Origin of the sequence: Rhizobium fabae (assembly GCF_003985135.1) — a bacterium.
Lineage (GTDB): Bacteria > Pseudomonadota > Alphaproteobacteria > Rhizobiales > Rhizobiaceae > Rhizobium > Rhizobium pisi.
In genome coordinates this window covers 493,654-512,408 of the sequence record NZ_ML133647.1, presented here as the reverse complement: position 1 = coordinate 512,408, position 18,755 = coordinate 493,654, and the positions used below count along the sequence as shown (strand labels likewise).

Annotated in this window: 16 protein-coding genes; 11 read left to right on the top strand and 5 right to left on the bottom strand. The window is 61.5% G+C overall.

Annotated features, from left to right (window positions below):
• Positions 1-33: 33 nt before the first annotated feature.
• A complete protein-coding gene (locus tag EFB14_RS08325) occupies positions 34-1,590 on the bottom strand; it encodes an RNA-binding protein (RefSeq protein ID WP_126823588.1) in 1,557 nt (518 codons plus the stop codon).
• 210 nt (positions 1,591-1,800) lie between these two features.
• Between EFB14_RS08325 and rtcR the strand changes: the two genes are divergently transcribed.
• Both rtcR and EFB14_RS08315 read left to right on the top strand, forming a co-directional pair.
• Positions 1,801-3,408, top strand: coding sequence for an RNA repair transcriptional activator RtcR (gene rtcR, locus EFB14_RS08320; protein WP_126823586.1), 1,608 nt, complete (start codon positions 1,801-1,803; stop codon positions 3,406-3,408).
• Between the two features lie 183 nt (positions 3,409-3,591).
• Positions 3,592-4,209 (top strand): DUF4304 domain-containing protein, encoded by a 618-nt coding sequence (locus EFB14_RS08315; protein ID WP_126823584.1) that lies wholly within the window; start codon positions 3,592-3,594, stop codon positions 4,207-4,209.
• 120 nt (positions 4,210-4,329) lie between these two features.
• On the opposite strand, the gene EFB14_RS08310 is transcribed toward EFB14_RS08315, so the two are convergent.
• Genes EFB14_RS08310 through EFB14_RS08295 form a run of 4 tightly spaced genes read right to left on the bottom strand, consistent with a single transcriptional unit; the run spans position 4,330 to position 9,363 of the window.
• Entirely contained in the window at positions 4,330-4,875 is a 546-nt protein-coding gene (locus EFB14_RS08310; RefSeq protein ID WP_126823582.1) for a sarcosine oxidase subunit gamma family protein, read from the bottom strand.
• Entirely contained in the window at positions 4,868-7,822 is a 2,955-nt protein-coding gene (locus EFB14_RS08305; protein ID WP_126823580.1) for a sarcosine oxidase subunit alpha family protein, read from the bottom strand. The genes EFB14_RS08310 and EFB14_RS08305 overlap by 8 nt, the downstream gene beginning before the upstream one ends.
• Complete coding sequence (locus tag EFB14_RS08300) at positions 7,819-8,100, bottom strand: sarcosine oxidase subunit delta (protein WP_126823578.1); 282 nt, start codon at positions 8,098-8,100, stop codon at positions 7,819-7,821. Before EFB14_RS08300 ends, EFB14_RS08305 begins: the two co-directional genes overlap by 4 nt.
• Before the next feature lie 12 nt (positions 8,101-8,112).
• Positions 8,113-9,363, bottom strand: coding sequence for a sarcosine oxidase subunit beta family protein (locus tag EFB14_RS08295; RefSeq protein ID WP_126823576.1), 1,251 nt, complete (start codon positions 9,361-9,363; stop codon positions 8,113-8,115).
• A gap of 86 nt (positions 9,364-9,449) precedes the next feature.
• Here EFB14_RS08295 and EFB14_RS08290 point away from each other — a divergent pair, with 86 nt between their 5' ends.
• The 9 genes from EFB14_RS08290 to EFB14_RS08250 all read left to right on the top strand — a co-directional run bounded on the left by EFB14_RS08290 (position 9,450) and on the right by EFB14_RS08250 (position 18,749).
• Positions 9,450-10,409 carry a GlxA family transcriptional regulator gene (locus tag EFB14_RS08290; protein WP_126823574.1) on the top strand — a complete coding sequence of 320 codons (960 nt, stop codon included), beginning with the start codon at positions 9,450-9,452 and terminating at the stop codon, positions 10,407-10,409.
• 76 nt (positions 10,410-10,485) lie between these two features.
• Positions 10,486-11,169, top strand: a complete 684-nt coding sequence (locus EFB14_RS08285; protein WP_126823572.1) for a helix-turn-helix domain-containing protein — start codon at positions 10,486-10,488, stop codon at positions 11,167-11,169.
• Positions 11,170-11,256: 87 nt separating this feature from the next.
• Complete coding sequence (locus EFB14_RS08280) at positions 11,257-12,162, top strand: class II glutamine amidotransferase (RefSeq protein ID WP_126823570.1); 906 nt, start codon at positions 11,257-11,259, stop codon at positions 12,160-12,162.
• A 55-nt stretch (positions 12,163-12,217) separates the two neighbouring features.
• On the top strand, positions 12,218-12,904 hold the full coding sequence (locus EFB14_RS08275) for a GltB/FmdC/FwdC-like GXGXG domain-containing protein (RefSeq protein WP_126823568.1): 687 nt from the start codon (positions 12,218-12,220) through the stop codon (positions 12,902-12,904).
• 14 nt (positions 12,905-12,918) lie between these two features.
• On the top strand, positions 12,919-14,247 hold the full coding sequence (locus tag EFB14_RS08270) for an FMN-binding glutamate synthase family protein (RefSeq protein WP_088683612.1): 1,329 nt from the start codon (positions 12,919-12,921) through the stop codon (positions 14,245-14,247).
• A gap of 80 nt (positions 14,248-14,327) precedes the next feature.
• Positions 14,328-15,635 carry a type III glutamate--ammonia ligase gene (gene glnT / locus EFB14_RS08265; RefSeq protein WP_126823566.1) on the top strand — a complete coding sequence of 436 codons (1,308 nt, stop codon included), beginning with the start codon at positions 14,328-14,330 and terminating at the stop codon, positions 15,633-15,635.
• Between the two features lie 101 nt (positions 15,636-15,736).
• Positions 15,737-16,621, top strand: a complete 885-nt coding sequence (gene purU, locus EFB14_RS08260) for a formyltetrahydrofolate deformylase (RefSeq protein WP_126824423.1) — start codon at positions 15,737-15,739, stop codon at positions 16,619-16,621.
• Between the two features lie 3 nt (positions 16,622-16,624).
• A complete protein-coding gene (gene folD / locus EFB14_RS08255) occupies positions 16,625-17,524 on the top strand; it encodes a bifunctional methylenetetrahydrofolate dehydrogenase/methenyltetrahydrofolate cyclohydrolase FolD (protein WP_126824420.1) in 900 nt (299 codons plus the stop codon).
• A 91-nt stretch (positions 17,525-17,615) separates the two neighbouring features.
• Entirely contained in the window at positions 17,616-18,749 is a 1,134-nt protein-coding gene (locus EFB14_RS08250) for an aminomethyl transferase family protein (protein ID WP_126824416.1), read from the top strand.
• Positions 18,750-18,755: the final 6 nt, after the last annotated feature.

Genomic DNA, 18,755 nt, shown 5'->3' with positions numbered 1-18,755 from the left:
GACGGCGCGAGGGGATTGCCTCCTGTGAGCCCGTCAGAGCTCGATCGCCTCGATGGCGTTCACCCAGCCATCCGCTCCTTTGCTATTGGCCGCGAAAGCCGTGATCACTCCATAGACGGCATCCGAGAAGCCACCGATGTTGAGCACGTCTTCACGCGTCGGCGCCTGTGTCGTGGCATGGGGCTGGATGTCGAGGCAGACCAGCTTCGCAGCCGGGTTGACCCGCTTGATCCTTGCCCATTCCGTCATCACCGCCGTCGGCTGGCCGCTCCCGCGCACATCCACCCAGGACTCATTGTCCGAGATGAACACCACGAGATCGACTTTGGCCTTCTCGTTTGCCAGCCTCTTCAGCGGCGCGGAGCAGTTGGTTCCACCGCCGCCGATTTTCGCCAGCTTACCGGCATTGGTCATCACCGAATCCCGCTTGTTGAGGCTGACGTGCACCACGTCATTCTCGAACGGCAGCACCCGCGCCTTCGGATTGCGCCGCAGGAACGCCGCGGTCATCAGACCGGCAACGTCGATGCAACGAACCGAGGACGTTGCGCCCTTCCGGTAACCGGTCACGGGCGAACCCATGGAACCCGACACGTCGGGGCAGAGCACAACATTGCCCATCAGGGACGGCACGTTGGCGATGGCGATATCCATCGCGTCCTGAAGCGCATCCCGAACGACATCCGGAACCTGGCCATCGACCATCTTCCACGCCATCATCAGCTGATAGGGGAAGACCTTTGCCTTGCGGATTTCCTCCGGATCGGCAAGCCGCGCCGCCAGCGCCTCGGCAAAACCCTCGACCTCGAACACGCCATTGCGTGCAAAGGTGTTAAGGTTCTGCCGCACCATCTGCCAGCCGCCCTTGCGGGCGATCTCGACCCAATGCTCCCGCGTCAGCGGCAGCGAGGTCAGCATCTGGAACGGGACGTCCGGCACCGGTGCCGTCTGGTCGCGTCGGAACGCTTCCAATGCCTTGATGAGCTCAGGCAGTGCCGCGTAGTCGTGCGGCTTGCCGATCGCCCAGGCATAAAGCGCCTTGCGCTCCTCCGTAGCCGGCTTCGGATGCACCATGCGGATGACGTCGGCGAGCGAAGGATCGTTTCCGACCATCGCCCGCAGGATCTGCGCGGTGCTGGCCCGTTCGAGCCACGCCTGCACCGCCTTCTTCGGACGTGTACCGAGCGACTTGCGACCCGTGGCGCCAGAGCGCATGACCTGCACGAAGCCGCGCAGCATCTTGCCACTCTTAATCACCCGCGGGAATGCACGGGCGAAGGCATCACTCTGAAGGCTGGAGAGCATGGCGAGCAACGTCACCGGCATATCCTTCATGTGACCCTTTTCAGCGGCGTAAACAGCCACCTTCGCGAGAAATTCCGGCTCGACCTGAAGGGCAAGCGTCTTTACCGCTTCGAGCTGCTCGGCCCCATCCGCATAGAAGGTGCCGTTGAACGTGCCTGTGACGGCATATTGCGCGAGCGCCTCGCGCGGCGTCAGCTGATAGGCCGGGGCGGCTTCATGATTTTTTGTGTCCGTTCCCGGAAGCAGTTTCCCGAGGTAGGTTTTGAAGATTGCCTTGTTGACCATGACAGCACCTCTTGGTTGGTTCGTGCCAGATACATTTCAAGACGCGTGCCAGTTTGGAGAAAAGTGCCCACCCCGTGTGTGTTTTTCTCTTATCTATATGTTTTTAAATATGAAATTTTTCCGCGCCTTCACGGGCAATCATGAATTGCGAAAATCCGCATCCCGATTATATTATCGCAGATTATAGTGCCTTATAATTTTGGATAAGACATGAAGCGCCGCGTCGCCATCAGCATATTGGGAACCACCCTGGATGCAGGGAAATGGGAAAATCGCTGGAGCCGCTGGCGGCCCAATGTTGCGCTCTGCCAGCAACCGGGCCTATTTATCGACCGGCTGGAACTGATCCACGACAACCACTCGCAAGCTCTCTGTCACCGCATCGTTGCCGACATCGAGACCGTGGCGCCGGCAACGGAGGTGCGGAGCAATGTCATCAACTTTCGAGATCCCTGGGATTTTTCGGAGGTCTATACGAGCCTCAGGGACTTTGCCCGCAACTACAACTTCGACCCCGACACGGAAGACTATCTCGTCAACATCACGACCGGCACTCATGTGGCACAGATCTGCTGGTTCTTGCTGACCGAAGCCCGCATCATTCCCGGCCAATTGTTGCAGCTCTCGCCGCCGCGCGACCGGGAACCGGAGCAGGATTTCGCCGGCACGCATCGGATTATCGACCTCGACCTTTCCCGCTATGACGAGATCGCCAAGCGCTTCGCCTCCGAGCGTGAAGACGCCGCTTCCTTCCTGAAGTCGGGGATTTCGACCCGCAGCGCCACCTTCAACAGAATGATCGGCGAGATCGAGAGGGTGGTGATCCGCTCAACGGCGCCTGTTCTCCTGACCGGGCCGACCGGTGCCGGCAAATCGCAACTCGCCCGCAGGATCTACGAGTTGAAGAAGAGCCAACGCAAGGTCAGTGGTCCGTTCATCGAGGTCAACTGCGCGACCCTGCGCGGCGACCAGGCCATGTCCACCCTGTTCGGCCATGTGAAAGGAGCCTTTACCGGTGCTGCCGGCGAGCGTGCCGGCTTGCTCAAGTCCGCCGACAAAGGCGTGCTGTTCCTCGACGAGATTGGCGAACTCGGCCTTGACGAACAGGCCATGTGCCTGCGCGCGATCGAGGAAAAGAAGTTCCTGCCCGTGGGCGCTGATCGGGAGGCGTCCGCGGACTTTCAGCTGCTTGCAGGCACCAATCGCGATCTTGGCGAGGATGTCCGAAAAGGAAGGTTCCGCGAGGATCTCTATGCCCGCCTGAACCTCTGGACTTTCCAGCTGCCGGCCCTGCGCGAGCGCAAGGAGGACATAGAGCCCAATCTCGACTTTGAGTTCAGGCGCTATCTCGAACGCGAAGGCGAAAATGTTACGTTCAACAAGGAAGCACGCGAACGCTATCTTACTTTCGCAACTGGTCCGCAAGCCGTCTGGAGCGCCAACTTTCGCGACCTGTCGGCTTCGGTTACCCGCATGGCAACCCTCGCGCCGCATGGGCGCATCACGACCGACGTCGTTGATGATGAAGTCCGACGGCTGAATGCATTTTGGCGCAGCTCGAGTGACGACGGCAGGGTAGATCTGATCATCGAAGAAATGCTGGGTGCAGAGACTGCTGCTAGCCTCGATCGCTTTGACGCAGCGCAGCTTGCCACTGTTCTTCATACCTGCCGTCAACATGCCACGGCAAGCGCGGCAGGCAGAGCCTTGTTTGCGATCTCGCGACTAGGGAAAAAGAGCAGCAACGACGCCGATCGCCTGAGTAAATATCTGGCGCGCTTCAGTCTCAGATTCGAAGACATCAAGAGACCCGGATAGGTGGTGGGAAATGGTTCACAAGCCGACCTAGATAGTCTTACAATGCCGACGCGAACATTCCAGTCGCGAAGAGACCGTTGCCTCGTTGGCCCGGCAGCAAAAGCAAGTTCCGCAATAAGGTAGTTGACATAATGAAATCGGCATTTTTCATATCTGGAAAAGTGTCTTCGGGAACCATTTTTAATGAATAAGAGTGCATTTTTAAAGCTTCTGGCCACGCATCTGTATCCGGTTCTACGTGCAGAGGGGTTCAAAGGAAGCGGCCAGACGCTGCGGCGAATTCAAGCGCCAGTCGTTCACGTCTTCAATGTGCAAAGCTCGCGCGATGGTAGTCACTGCTATCTAAATCTTGGAGCACATTTGACATTTTTGCCATGGGAAGGTGGGAGTTCTGGCGAACCCAACTTGATCTCTGAGGCGCATTGCGTGTTCAGGGATAGAATGCAACCTCCTCCTGGGCCAGGCCATGGCTGGTCTTATTGCTCGTCGCCGCAAGAAGCAGAAGAAAATGTCAGGTTCATAGTCAGTGAGTGGGAAAGAACCGGGCGGGCGTTTTTTCAACGCTATACCCACTATCCGGACTGCTTTAAACGATTGCTAGAGTCTGAATCTCCAGAAAGGATCAGTCCTCGCGCTGCACTTCATCTGGCTCGCATTGCAGTCGAGCTCTCGGATCAAGATCGAGCACGCACCTTTATCAAAAGTGGCCTTGCACAGGCCTCCGAACGTGCCACCATTCTGAAAAGCGAATTGATGTCTCTTGCTCAGAAAATGAGCTTGGATTTGGGAAGGCAAAACTGACCGCTTTTGGACAGGAGAGATGGGGCTGGGTCACATACTAGGTCATCGGTTATTTTGACGAGGGAGCGCGGTCATTCCGTCCCGTTACCGTCGTTCCCGATGTTGCCAGTACGGTCGCCTTTATGCGCCGTCCTTTTCGGCGCTCGCCGCCATATGGGCGAGATCGTCCCAGAGACTTTCGGCGAAGCTGCGCAGAACGGTGAGCTCGAAGCTGTCATCGCCTGTGCGGACGATCTGCACGGAGAGATGACCGACCATCGTCATGGCCGAATGGCCTTCCGGGAAGACGGACGGATCGAGATCGACGGCGGTGCCTTTCGAGAGAAGCACCCGCGAGGATCGGCCGGAAACGCCGATGCGCACACGCCCGTGGCTCTGGTCCATGACGTAGGCCTTTCCCGCCAGCGCCGCTGCGAGAGCGTCGAGGCTGGCCGGGACGAGCCGCTCGTCGCCGGCGACGAACCATTGGCGGAAGCCCGCCTTGCGGATCGAGCTCTTCGCAAAGCCTGCCTTTGCCAATTCCGCAGCGAGCGCGGATGGCTCGATCGCGCCGAGCACATGCAGGAGATGGCCCTCCGGCAGGGCTTCCAGCCGGATGCCTGCCTCCGAGATGCCGGTATATCTAGTCCCGGCCAGAACCGGCTTGTGTTGCGGAAGATCACGCATGGAGCTTCTCGTTTTCAGGATCGATGAAGACGGGATGGCAGAGCACCGCATCGGTGAATTCGTTGCGCAGGCCGTTCCAGACCGTCACCTTTTCGCCGATACGCTCCGGCCCGCGCCTGACAAGCGCCAAGCCGATCGTATGGCCGAGCCCCGGCGAAAAGGCGCTTGATGTCACGTAGCCCTGGTCGTTTTCGAGCGTCGCGGCAACGCCGTCGGCAAGAATATGCGAGCCGGTGCGGAAGCCTCTTGCCGGATCGAGCGGTTTGACGCCGACGAGACGCGGGCGTTCGGAATCCTGCAGGCCTTCACGGGCGAGCATTGCCTTGCCGATGAAATCCGGCTTGATTGATGAAACCATGCGGCCGAAACCGAGATCGCCTGGTGTCACCGTGCCGTTGATTTCGGCGTGGGTGACATGGCCCTTCTCGATGCGCATGACGCCGAGCGCTTCGGCGCCATAGGCGCAGATGCCATGTTTTTCGCCCGCCGCCATGATGGCGTCGGCAACGCCTTCGCCGTAGCCGGCCGGCACAGCCAGCTCGTAGGCGAGTTCGCCGGAGAAGGAGATGCGGAAGAGCCGGCCTTCGAGCCTGCCGCCGAAGAGAGAGACCTTGCGGGCGCTCATAAAGGGGAAGGCGGCATCCGATATATCTTCATCAACGATCTCAGAGAGGATGGCGCGCGATTTCGGCCCCGCAACGGCCATCTGGGCCCATTGATCGGTCGAGGAGGCGAAGCAGACATCGAGTTCAGGCCAGAGCGTCTGGGCGCAGAATTCGAGATGGGTGAGCACGCCGGCGGCGAGTGCTGTCGTCGTCGTCATGAAGAAATGATCGTCACTGAACCGGCTGGTGGTGCCGTCATCATAGATGAAGCCGTCCTCACGCAGCATGATGCCGTAACGCGCCTTGCCGACTGCAAGCTTGGCGAACCCATTGCAATAGATGCGATCGAGGAAGGTCGCGGCATCCCTGCCGAAGATTTCGATCTTGCCGAGCGTCGAGACATCGCAGAGGCCGGCATTCTTCCGGATGTTCAGCACCTCGCGGTCGACACTTTCGCGCCATGTCGTCTCGCCGGCGCGCGGGAACCAGGAGGAGCGGTACCAGAGGCCGGTTTCGACGAAGACCGCGCCGTTCTTCTGAGCCCAGCCATGCAGCGGCGATTTGCGTGCCGGCTGGAAATGTTTGCCGCGCGATGCCCCGGACAAAGCGCCGAAGGAAACCGGCGTATAGAAGGGCCGGAAGGTCGTCGTTCCCACTTCGGCGGGCGACACGCCGCGCGCTTCTGCGAGAATGCCGATAGCGTTGATGTTGGAAAGTTTGCCTTGGTCAGTCGCCATGCCGGATGTGGTGTAACGCTTGGCGAGTTCGACATGGCCGTAGCCTTCGCGTACGGCAAGGCCCAGATCCTTGAGGTGCACATCGTTCTGATAATCGACGAAAGCCTTGCCCTTCGAGCCCTTGACGGACCAGAGCGGCTTTGCGCGCTGAGCCGTCTCGACGGCAGATGCAAAGGCTGGTTCCGCTGCGAAGCCGATCGCCTTCAATGCGGCTGATGCCTTTGCGGCACCATCGCCGAGGCAAGCGTCGGCTTGTGCAAGGCCAGCAGCCGAGCCGGCAACGATAAGGCCTTCCTGCTGGACGGGCGCCAGAAATGCCGAGGCCTCGTCCGACCATTGCGGCTTCGCGCCACGATGGCAGGCAAGATGAATGATCGGGCTCCAGCCGCCCGACATGGCAAGCGCATCCGCCTCGATCCGACGGGTGCCGCCTGCGATTTCCACGCTGATGCCGCGCAGGCGCTTGCCGCCAAGCGCATCGATAATGCGGGCGCCCTTCAGCACTTCGGCGCGGCCCTGCCAGCTCCCAGCCGCATCCGCGCGGCTGTCGACGATCGCAGCGACTTCGAGGCCTGCGGCTTCGAGATCGGCGGCGGTGCGGTAACCGGCATCGTTGGTGGTGAAGACCACCGTGCGAGCGCCGGGCGCGACCGCTTGCCGGTTGAGATAGCTGCGCATGGCGCCTGCCATCATCACGCCGGGAACATCGTTGCCGCCGAAGACGAGCGGCCGCTCTTCGGCGCCCGTCGCAAGGATCGCCTGGCGGGCGACGATGCGCCACAGCCGTTCGACCGGGCGATCGGGATCGGGCATCGCCACATGCTTCTGCACGCGTTCGACCGCGCCTAAGACATTGTCGTCGTACCAGCCGAACACCGTCATACGCGGCAGGCGACGCACATTCTCCAACCCCTCCAGCCCGGCAAGCAGCTCGCTGAGAAGAGCGCTCGCTGGTTTGCCGTCGATAGTGCCGGTCTCGGACAGCAGGCTACCGCCGAGTTCGGGGCCTTCATCGGCGAGGATGACGCGGGCGCCGGCGCGGCCGGCGGTCAGCGCTGCTGCCAGACCGGCAGGGCCGGCGCCGATGACAAGCAGATCGCAATGCGCCCAGCACTTCTCATAGGTATCGGGATCAGCCTCATAGGAGGCCCTGCCGAGGCCCGCCGCCTTGCGGATGATCGGCTCATAGAGTTTTTCCCAGAGGCCGGCCGGCCACATGAAAGTCTTGTAGTAGAAGCCTGCGCTGAGGAAGGGCGAAAGTAACCCGTTGACCGCACCGACATCGAAGCCTAGCGAGGGCCAGCGGTTCTGGCTTTTTGCCGTCAGCCCCTGGTAAAGCTCGATCATCGTCGCGCGTGTGTTCGGTTCGGTGCGCCCGCCACTGCCCGTCGTCACCAGCGCATTCGGTTCGGCAGCGCCTGCCGTCAGGATGCCGCGCGGACGGTGATATTTGAAGCTGCGGCCGACGAGCTGGACGCCGTTGGCAAGCAGCGCCGAAGCGAGTGTGTCGCCCGGATGGCCTTCGAGCGCCCTGCCGTCAAAGGTAAAGCCGAGCATCGTGGCACGGTCGATGCGGCCGCCGGAGGAAAGACGGAAGCTCGTCATGCCGGTTCTCCGCCGAGCTTGGAAAGGGCGGCATCCCTGACGCCATGGATTGCATGGGTGACGGTGTCGCGTTCGACGATCAGCCAGCGACGGCATCCCGAGGAGTGGTGCCAGTATTCTCTATGCCGACCGCGCGGATTGTCGCGCAGATAGACATAATCGAACCAGGCATCCGCACCGGCATCCGGCGCCGGCCGGGTAAGACTCGCATCACCGCGGATCGAGAATTCTTCTTTGGGCCGGGCGCCGCAATGGGGACATGAAATCAGGCTTGCCATCGATAAATGTCCTCAGTGCAGATTGGGCTGGGCGCCGACGCCCTTTTCGTCGATCGGATAGCCGCGCGCGAAGCGGTCGAGCCGGAAGGCGCGGGCAGTCTGATGCGGCGTGTTGCGGGCGATCAGATGGGCGTAGCAGAAGCCGGAGGCAGGCGTCGCCTTGAAGCCGCCGTAGCACCAGCCAGTATTAAGATAGAGATTGTCGATATGGGTTCGGTCGATGATCGGCGAGCCGTCCATGCTCATGTCCATGACGCCGCCCCAGGAGCGCAGATAACGAACGCGCGACAATGATGGGATCATCGCGAGCCCGGCTTCGGCCACATGCTCGACCGAGGCGAGATTGCCGCGCTGGGCATAGGAATTGTAGCCATCGATATCGCCGCCAAAGACGAGGCCGCCCTTGTCCGACTGGGACACGTAGAAATGCCCGGCGCCGAAAGTGACGACCGTGTCGATGAACGGCTTCAGCCCTTCGGAGACGAAGGCCTGCAGCACATGGCTTTCGATCGGCAGCCGCAGGCCGGCCATATCGGCGACGACGGTGGAGTTGCCGGCCGCCGCAAGCGCCAGTTTGCCGCAGCCGATGAAGCCCCTGCTGGTCTCGACCCCGGTGACCTCGCCGTTTTCGGTGCGGATGCCGGTGACTTCGCAATTGGTGATGATATCGACGCCGCGGCTGTCTGCGCCGCGGGCATATCCCCAGGCGACCGCATCGTGGCGCACCGTGCCGCCGCGCGGGTGGAGCAGGCCGCCCATCACGGGGAAACGGGCATTGTCGAAATCGAGGAAGGGCAATTTCCGGCGCACCGCCTGCCGATCGAGAAGCTCGGCATCAACGCCGTGCAGCCGCATGGCGTTGCCGCGGCGCGTATAGGCGTCACGTTGCGCGTCGGAATGGAAGAGGTTGAGCACGCCGCGCTGCGAGACCATGGCGTTGAAATTGAAATCCTGCTCCAGCCCCTCCCAGAGCTTCATCGACAGCTCGTAGAAGGGATTGTTGCCAGGCAGCAGGTAATTCGAGCGGATGATCGTCGTGTTCCGGCCGATATTGCCGGAACCGAGATAACCCTTTTCGAGGACGGCGACATTGGTGATGCCGAATTCCTTGGCAAGATAATAGGCCGTGGCAAGACCGTGACCGCCGCCGCCGACAATGATGACGTCGTAGTGTGGCTTCGGCGCCGGATCGCGCCAGGCAGGCGCCCAATCTTTATTGCCGCGAAGGCCGTTCAAAAAAATCGAAAGAGCGGAATAGCGCATGGGTCACCCGGAATGAACAGGGCCATGATGCCAGAATGACGCGAGCGGACTTGCACAACAGGGACTAAAATAGCTAAGAAAGAGACATGTCATCGATTGACAGCAAAAATGTGCAGACGATCGGCTTCATCCTTATCCCGGGATTTGCGCTGATGTCCTATGCCTCGGCGACGGAGCCGCTGCGGGCTGCAAATCTTCTGGCCGGCCGCGAGATCTATCGGCTGCAGATCTTCTCGCCGGATGGCGCGCCGGCGCTCTCCTCCTCGGGCGTCAGCGTCCCCGCCGAACCTCTCCCCGTCAGGGGCTCAGGGCTCGGAACGGCGTTCGTCTGCGCCGGCGGTTCACCGCGCGACTGGCGATATCCCGGCGTGCTCGCCTGCTTGCGGCAGCTGTCGCGCGAAGGTGTCAGGATCGGCGGCATCTCGGGCGGTCCCTATCTGATGGCCGCCGCCGGACTGCTTGGCGGCCGCGACTTCACCATCCACTGGGAACATGCGGCGACCCTTCTCGAAGCCTTTCCAGAGCTCACGCCGCGCCAGGCGCGCTTCATGATCGATGGCAACCGGATCACCTGCGGCGGCGGCATCGCCCCGCTCGACATGATGCATGTGCTGATCGCCGAGCGCCTGGGACCGGACTTCGCCCGCCGGGTCAGCGATTGGTACCTTCATACCGAGGTCAACGAGCCTGCAGCGCCGCAGCGCGCCTCGCTGGCCGAGCGTTATGGCGTCCACCATCCCGGCCTGCTCAACGTTCTCGAACGCATGGAGGAAACGATCGAGATGCCGCTCGAGCGCGCCGCCATGGCGCGCATCGCGGGCGTCACCACCCGGCATCTCGACCGGCTCTTCTCGGTGCATCTCGGTACCACCTATCTCGATCAGTACCGCAGGATCAGGCTGCAGCACGCCCATCGCCTGCTGAAGCAGAGCCCGCTTTCCGTCTCGGAAATCTCGGTCGCTACCGGTTTTTCCAGCCTCAGCCACTTTTCCCGCATGTTCCGCAGCATCTACGGCATCGCTCCGCGTGACGCGCGGCGGGATTAGGTTTTCTTCACGGTTGAGGAAATTTCACTATCACGATAGGATTGCCGCTGGGCAAGACAAGGCGGCAGGGGAATCGATGAAATCAAAGCTTCAAGCGGCAGAGCAAGCCGAACAGCCACATGGCGGACGCTCGCCCTTTTCCCAGGATCCGCACGCCGTCCGGGAGCCGAAGGAAAACAACCTCGAAATGGCGATCGGCCATGAGGTGCGCGCCTACCGGAAGAAGCTCGGCATCACGGTGACCGATCTGGCGGCCGCGACCGGCATTTCGCTCGGCATGCTGTCGAAGATCGAGAACGGCAATATTTCGCCGTCGCTGACGACGCTGCAATCGCTGTCGCGGGCGCTCGGCGTGCCGCTGACGGCCTTCTTCCGCCGCTTTGAGGAAGCGCGCAATGCCGTCTTCGTCAAGGCGGGGCAGGGGGTCGAACTCGAACGGCGCGGCACGCGCGCCGGCCATCAATATAATCTGCTCGGTCATATCGACAACAATACCAGCGGCGTCATCGTCGAGCCCTATCTCATCACGCTGACGGCCGATTCCGACATCTTCCCCACCTTCCAGCACGAGGGAATGGAGTTTCTCTACATGCTCGAGGGCGAGGTTATTTACCGCCACGGCGACCAGCTTTTCCAGATGCAGCCCGGCGACAGCCTGTTCTTCGACGCCGATGCGCCACATGGGCCGGAGCAGCTGATGAAGCTGCCGAGCAAGTACCTCTCGATCATCAGTTATCCCCAGCAGAGCTCCAAGGGCTGACTTGCCTTAGAAGAAAAGTTTATTCCTCCCAGTTGATGTCGACAAACAGACCTGCTAGTCCTTTCTCAACACGAAAGGAGCGCGGCTATGTGCGGCATTGTTGGACTGTTCCTCAAGGACAAGAGCCTTGAGCCCCAGCTGGGAAACCTGCTCTCGGATATGCTGATAACCATGACGGATCGCGGACCGGACTCGGCCGGCATCGCAATCTATGGGGGGTCTGCCGAGGGCAAGGCAAAGATCACTATCCAGTCCGCCAATCCGGGCGTGGATTTCGAAGGCCTCGCGGCTGACCTCGAGAAGGCCGGCATCAGAGCCCACGTATGGGCCAAGAGCACGCACGCGGTCATCGAGCTGGAAGCCTCCAAGCTTGAAAATGTGCGCAAGGCGCTCGAAGAGATCCGTCCGGCAGTCCGCCTGATGGGATCGGGCGAAAGCGTCGAAATCTACAAGGAAATCGGCCTTCCAAAGGATGTCGTGGCACGGTTCGGCGTCCGCTCGATGAGCGGCACCCACGGCATCGGCCATACCCGCATGGCAACCGAATCCGCCGTCACCACGCTCGGCGCCCACCCGTTTTCGACCGGCGCCGACCAGTGCCTCGTGCACAATGGCTCGCTGTCCAACCACAACAACCTGCGCCGCGAGCTGATACGCGAAGGCATGACCTTCGAAACGCAGAACGATTCCGAAGTCGCGGCCGCCTATCTCACGGCCGAAATGGCCAAAGGCAAGGATCTCGGCCAGGCGCTGACGGGCGCCCTCGACGATCTCGACGGTTTCTTCACCTTCGTTGTCGGTACCAAGTCCGGCTTCGGGGTGGTGCGCGACCCGATCGCTTGCAAGCCTGCCGTCATGGCCGAGACGGACCAGTATGTCGCCTTCGGTTCGGAATACCGCGCGCTGGTCAACCTTCCCGGCATCGAGAATGCCCGCGTCTGGGAGCCGGAGCCGGCGACCGTCTACTTCTGGGATCACGACAAGGCCGCCTGAGCGATGCCGGAAAAGCAGGAGGCGGCTCAGCCGTCTCCCGACCAACGAGGATTAAATGCCCACATTCGATCTTTCCAACACCCCTCTTCGCGAACTGAACAGCGCGCTGCATGCCCTTTCCAAAGGCGCCAACGACACTGAATTCGAAGTCATCAACCCGCGCGGCAGCCATGCCGTTGCCGTTGGTATCAACAGCCCCGTTACGGTCGCCGTCAGAGGATCGGTCGGCTATTACTGCGCCGGCATGAATGACGGCGGCAGGGTGACGGTTCATGGTTCGGCCGGTCCGGGTGTTGCCGAAAACATGATGTCCGGTACCGTCGTCATCGAGGGCGACGCCAGCCAGTATGCCGGCGCCACCGGCCGAGGCGGCCTGCTCGTCATCAAGGGCAATGCGGCGTCGCGCTGCGGCATTTCGATGAAGGGCATCGACATCGTCGTTCATGGCAGCATCGGCCACATGTCGGCCTTCATGGGCCAGTCCGGCCATCTCGTCGTGCTGGGTGACGCTGGCGATGCGCTGGGGGATTCGCTCTACGAGGCCAAGCTGTTCGTCCGCGGCGAGGTGAAGAGCCTCGGCTCCGACTGCATCGAGAAAGAGATGCGGCCGGAACATCTGGACAAGCTTGCCGAGCTGCTCGAGCGCGCTGGGGTCACGGGCGTCAGGCCCGAAGAGTTCAAGCGTTACGGCTCTGCTCGCAAGCTCTACAATTTCAACATCGACAACGCCGACGCGTATTGAGGCGAGGGACACCCATGAGCTATCACAACCCTTACACCCCGCCACGCAAGTCCGCGACGTTCGATGACTATACGCTCGCCGAAATCCGCCGCGCGGCCGCGACCGGTATCTATGACATCCGCGGCGCCGGCACCAAGCGCAAGGTTCCGCATTTCGACGATCTGCTGTTTCTCGGCGCCTCGATCTCGCGTTATCCGCTCGAAGGCTACCGCGAGAAGTGCGACACGACAGTGGTGCTCGGCTCACGTTTTGCCAAGAAACCGATCACGCTGAAGACGCCGATCACCATCGCCGGCATGAGCTTCGGCGCGCTTTCCGGCAATGCCAAGGAAGCGCTCGGCCGGGGTGCGACGATCGCGGGCACGTCGACCACGACAGGCGATGGCGGCATGACGGATGAGGAACGCGGCCATTCGCAAACGCTGGTCTACCAATATCTGCCTTCCCGCTACGGCATGAATCCGAAAGACCTGCGCCGTGCCGATGCAATCGAAGTCGTGGTCGGCCAGGGCGCCAAGCCCGGCGGCGGCGGCATGCTGCTCGGCCAGAAGATCTCCGACCGCGTTGCCAATATGCGCAACCTGCCAAAGGGCATCGACCAACGCTCAGCCTGCCGCCATCCTGATTGGACCGGCCCCGACGATCTGGAAATCAAGATCATGGAACTGCGCGAGATCACCGACTGGGAAAAGCCGATCTACGTCAAGGTCGGCGGTGCGCGTCCATATTACGACACCGCTCTTGCGGTGAAAGCAGGTGCTGACGTCGTCGTTCTCGACGGCATGCAGGGCGGCACGGCGGCGACGCAGGACGTCTTCATCGAAAATGTCGGCATGCCGACGCTCGCCTGCATTCGTCCGGCCGTCCAGGCGCTGCAGGATCTCGGCATGCATCGAAAGGTGCAGCTCATCGTTTCGGGCGGCATCCGCTCGGGCGCCGACGTTGCCAAGGCGCTTGCGCTCGGCGCCGACGCGGTCGCGATCGGCACGGCGGCGCTCGTCGCGATCGGCGACAACGATCCGCACTGGGAAGAGGAATATCAGAAGCTCGGCACCACCGCCGGCGCTTATGACGATTGGCATGAAGGCAAGGATCCGGCCGGCATCACTACCCAGGATCCGGAGCTTGCAAAACGTCTTGATCCGGTTGCGGCCGGCCGCCGCCTCGCCAACTACCTCAAGGTCATGACGCTCGAGGCACAGACGATCGCGCGTGCCTGCGGCAAGAACCACCTGCACAACCTTGAGCCGGAAGACCTCGTCGCACTGACGATCGAGGCATCGGCCATGGCGCAGGTGCCGCTCGCCGGCACCAACTGGATTCCCGGCAAGGGAGGCTTCTGATTTCTACCGGCCGGGCAAAAGTCCCGGCCGTTTCATATCCATAACCAAAGTGTCTCCAAGAAATCCAAAGGGGAACGAAAATGACACTGGACCTTGCTGCTTTTGCCAGAGACAAAGGCATCAAATATTTCATGATCAGCTATACCGACCTGTTCGGCGGCCAACGCGCCAAGCTGGTCCCGGCAGAAGCCATCGCGGACATGCAGAAAGATGGCGCAGGCTTTGCGGGCTTCGCGACCTGGCTCGATCTGACGCCCGCCCATCCGGACCTGTTTGCGGTTCCCGATGCTTCCTCCGTCATCCAGCTACCCTGGAAGAAAGACGTCGCATGGGTCGCGGCCGACTGCGTCATGGACGACCGGCCTGTCGAACAGGCGCCGCGCGTGGTGCTGAAACGACTGGTCGCCGAAGCTGCGAAAGAAGGGCTGCGGGTAAAAACCGGCGTCGAGCCCGAGTTCTTTCTCATCTCTGCTGACGGTTCGGTGATTTCGGACCAGTTCGATACGGCCGAGAAGCCCTGCTACGATCAGCAGGCGGTGATGCGGCGGTACGACGTGATCGCCGAGATTTGCGACTACATGCTTGAGCTCGGCTGGAAGCCCTATCAGAACGACCATGAGGATGCGAACGGCCAGTTCGAGATGAACTGGGAATATGACGACGTTCTGAAGACGGCGGACAAGCACTCCTTCTTCAAATTCATGGTCAAGTCGGTCGCCGAAAAGCACGGCCTTCGCGCCACTTTCATGCCGAAGCCCTTCAAGGGCCTGACCGGAAACGGTTGCCATGCCCACATCTCGGTCTGGGACATCGAAGGCAAGGTAAACGCCTTCGCGGACAAGGAAATGCCCTTCGGGCTCTCCGCTCAGGGTAAGACCTTCCTCGGCGGCATCATGAAGCATGCCTCCGCGCTTGCCGCGATCACCAATCCGACGGTCAACTCCTACAAGCGCATCAACGCGCCGCGCACGACATCGGGCGCGACCTGGTCGCCGAACACCGTCACCTGGACGGGCAACAACCGCACCCACATGGTGCGTGTGCCGGGACCGGGCCGTTTCGAGCTGCGCCTGCCGGATGGTGCGGTCAACCCCTACCTGCTGCAGGCGATCATCATTGCGGCCGGCCTCGACGGCATCCACAGCCAGGCGGACCCCGGCCGGCACTACGATATCGACATGTATGCCGAGGGGCATCTGGTGAAGGATGCACCGCGCCTGCCGCTCAATCTGCTCGACGCGCTGCGCGCCTATGATGCCGACGAAGGCTTGAAAGAGGCGATCGGGGCTGAGTTTTCCGCCGCCTATCTCAAGCTCAAGCATCGGGAATGGAACGCCTACTGCTCGCATTTCACCCAATGGGAACGCGACAGCACGCTCGATATCTGAGCAGCCGGGCCGATGGCTTCGACAACAACCGACATGCCGGGGCGGAAAGCTCCCGGCGTGACCGGGTTTTCCACATCAGAATCGGCGAAAGAAGAGACAGCATGAAGAGCTTCGTACTGACCGTATCCTGCACATCGACGCGCGGCATCGTGGCGGCGATTTCGAGCTATCTGGCCGAGAAGGGCTGCAACATCATCGACAGCTCGCAGTTCGACGATCTCGATACCGGCAAGTTCTTCATGCGTGTCAGCTTCATTTCGGAAGAGGGGCTTTCGGGCGCCGAGATCGGCGCCGATTTTGCCGCCGTCGCCGCGCCCTTCGCGATGGAGTACGAATTCCACGACAGCGAGAAGCGCATGAAGGTGCTGCTGATGGTGTCGCGCTTCGGCCATTGCCTCAACGACCTGCTCTATCGCTGGAAGATCGGCGCCCTGCCGATCGATATCGTCGGCGTCGTCTCCAACCATTTCGACTACCAGAAGGTCGTCGTCAACCACGACATCCCCTTCCACCATATTCCCGTCACCAAGGCCAACAAGGTACAGGCCGAGGCCCGGATCATGGAGGTGGCCGAGCAGACCGGCACCGAGTTGATCGTGCTTGCCCGCTACATGCAGATCCTGTCGGACGAGATGTGCCAGAAAATGTCGGGCAAGATCATCAACATCCACCATTCCTTCCTGCCGAGCTTCAAGGGCGCCAATCCCTACAAGCAGGCCTACGGCCGCGGCGTGAAGCTGATCGGGGCGACGGCGCATTACGTCACCGCCGATCTCGACGAAGGCCCGATCATCGAGCAGGACACGGCGCGCATCACCCATGCGCAGTCGCCCGACGACTATGTCTCGATCGGCCGCGACGTCGAAAGCCAGGTGCTGGCTCGCGCCATCCACGCCCATATCCACCACCGCACCTTCATCAACGGCAATCGCACCGTCGTCTTTCCGGCAAGCCCGGGAAGCTACGCATCCGAACGCATGGGTTGAGAGATGGTTGAGGTCATCGACGGCAAGCTTGTTGCCGCATCCGTAATCGAGACGGTGAAGGCTGCGACGGCGGCACTGGAGAAAAGCAGCGGCGTCACCACCGGTCTTGCGGTCATCATCGTCGGCGATGATCCGGCAAGCCATGCCTATGTCGGCTCCAAGAGCCGGATGGCCAAGGAATGTGGCTTCAAATCGGTCCAGCACACGCTGCCGGCCGAGACGAAGCAGGAGGAACTGGCAGCCCTCGTCGCCAGCCTCAACGCCGATCCGTCGATCCACGGCATCCTGGTGCAGCTGCCGCTGCCGAAGCCGCTCGACAGCGAGCCGATCATCCAGTCGATCCTGCCGGAAAAGGATGTCGATGGCCTGAGCGTCGTCAATGCCGGCAAGCTTGCCACCGGCGATCTGAAGACCGGGCTGGTGTCCTGCACCCCGGCCGGCGCCATGGTCTTTGTCCGCCACACCCATGGCGAGGATCTCTCCGGGCTCAACGCCGTCGTCATCGGCCGCTCCAACCTGTTTGGCAAGCCGATGGCGCAGCTGCTGCTCAATGCCAATGCGACGGTGACAATCGCTCACTCCAGGACCAAGAACCTCGCCGAGGTCTGCCGCAATGCCGATATTCTGGTGGCTGCCGTCGGCCGGCCGGAGATGGTGAAAGCCGATTGGGTCAAGCCGGGTGCGACGGTCATTGATGTCGGCATCAACCGTGTGGCGGCACCCGAGCGGGGCGAGGGCAAGACCCGGCTGGTCGGCGACGTCGCCTTCGCCGAGGTCTCTGAGGTCGCCAGCACCATCACCCCGGTTCCCGGCGGTGTCGGGCCGATGACCATCGCCATGCTGATGGCCAACACCGTCATTGCCGCCCACCGCACCGCAGGTGAGGTGCCGCCGAAGTTTTGATTGGAATGCCGCCGGACGGGCTTGCCACGGCGCGAAAGACTTATATAGTCAGGAAATAAATATTCCGTAGAAGAAATAAGAGGGAACGGAAATGGCTCTATCATGGCGTTTCTCCGCCTTGGCGGATCGGCATCGCGCTCTGGGATCGAAGCTTGAGGACTGGAGCGGCATGGGAACCGCCTGGACCTACGACAAGGACATGTCGGAAGAACATGTCGCGGTCCGCACCAAGGCCGGCATCATGGATGTCTCGGGCCTGAAGAAGGTGCATCTGGTCGGCCCGCACGCCATTGCCGTGCTCGACTATATCACCACCCGCGACATGTCGAAGATCTATCCCGGCCGCTCGGTTTATGCGGCCATGTTGAACGATCGCGGCCACTTCACCGACGACTGCATCGTCTATCGCACAGGCCCGAACTCCTGGATGCTGGTACACGGCTCCGGCTCCGGCCACGAGGAACTCGTCAAGCAGGCGGCGGGCCGAAACTGCGCCGTGCTCTTCGACGACGACCTGCACGACCTGTCGCTGCAAGGCCCGATCGCGGTCGATTACCTCGCCAAATATGTGCCCGGCATCCGCGACCTCAAATATTTCCATCACATGCAGACGACGCTGTTCGGCGCGCCGGTGATGATCTCGCGCACCGGCTATACCGGCGAGCGCGGCTACGAAATCTTCGTGCGCGGCCAGGACGCCGCCATGGTCTGGGACCGGATCGTCTTGGAAGGCAAGGAGATGGGCATCATCCCCTGCTGCTTCTCCGTTCTCGACATGCTGCGCGTCGAAAGCTACCTGCTGTTCTATCCCTACGACAATTCGCAGATGTACCCCTTCGCCGACCAGCCGCCCGGCGACAGCCTCTGGGAACTCGGCCTCGACTTCACCGTCAGCCCGGGCAAGACGGGTTTCCGTGGCGCCGAAGAGCATGCCCGCCTGAAGGGCAAGGAACGCTTCAAGATCTTCGGCATGCTGATCGATGCCGACGGCCCGACCGATCTCGGCGATGAGGTCTTTGCCAACGGCAAGAAAGTCGGTGTCATCACCTGCCCGAGCTATTCGTCGCTGACGAAGAAATCCATGGCGATCGCCCGTCTCGATGTTGACAAGGCGGTGCACGGGGCGAAACTCGAAGTGCGCGGCAAGACCGTCAAGGCGACCGCCACCGCCCATACGCTCCCGTTCGACGATCCGGAGAAGAAGAAGAGGACTGCCGTAGGTTAAGGAGCA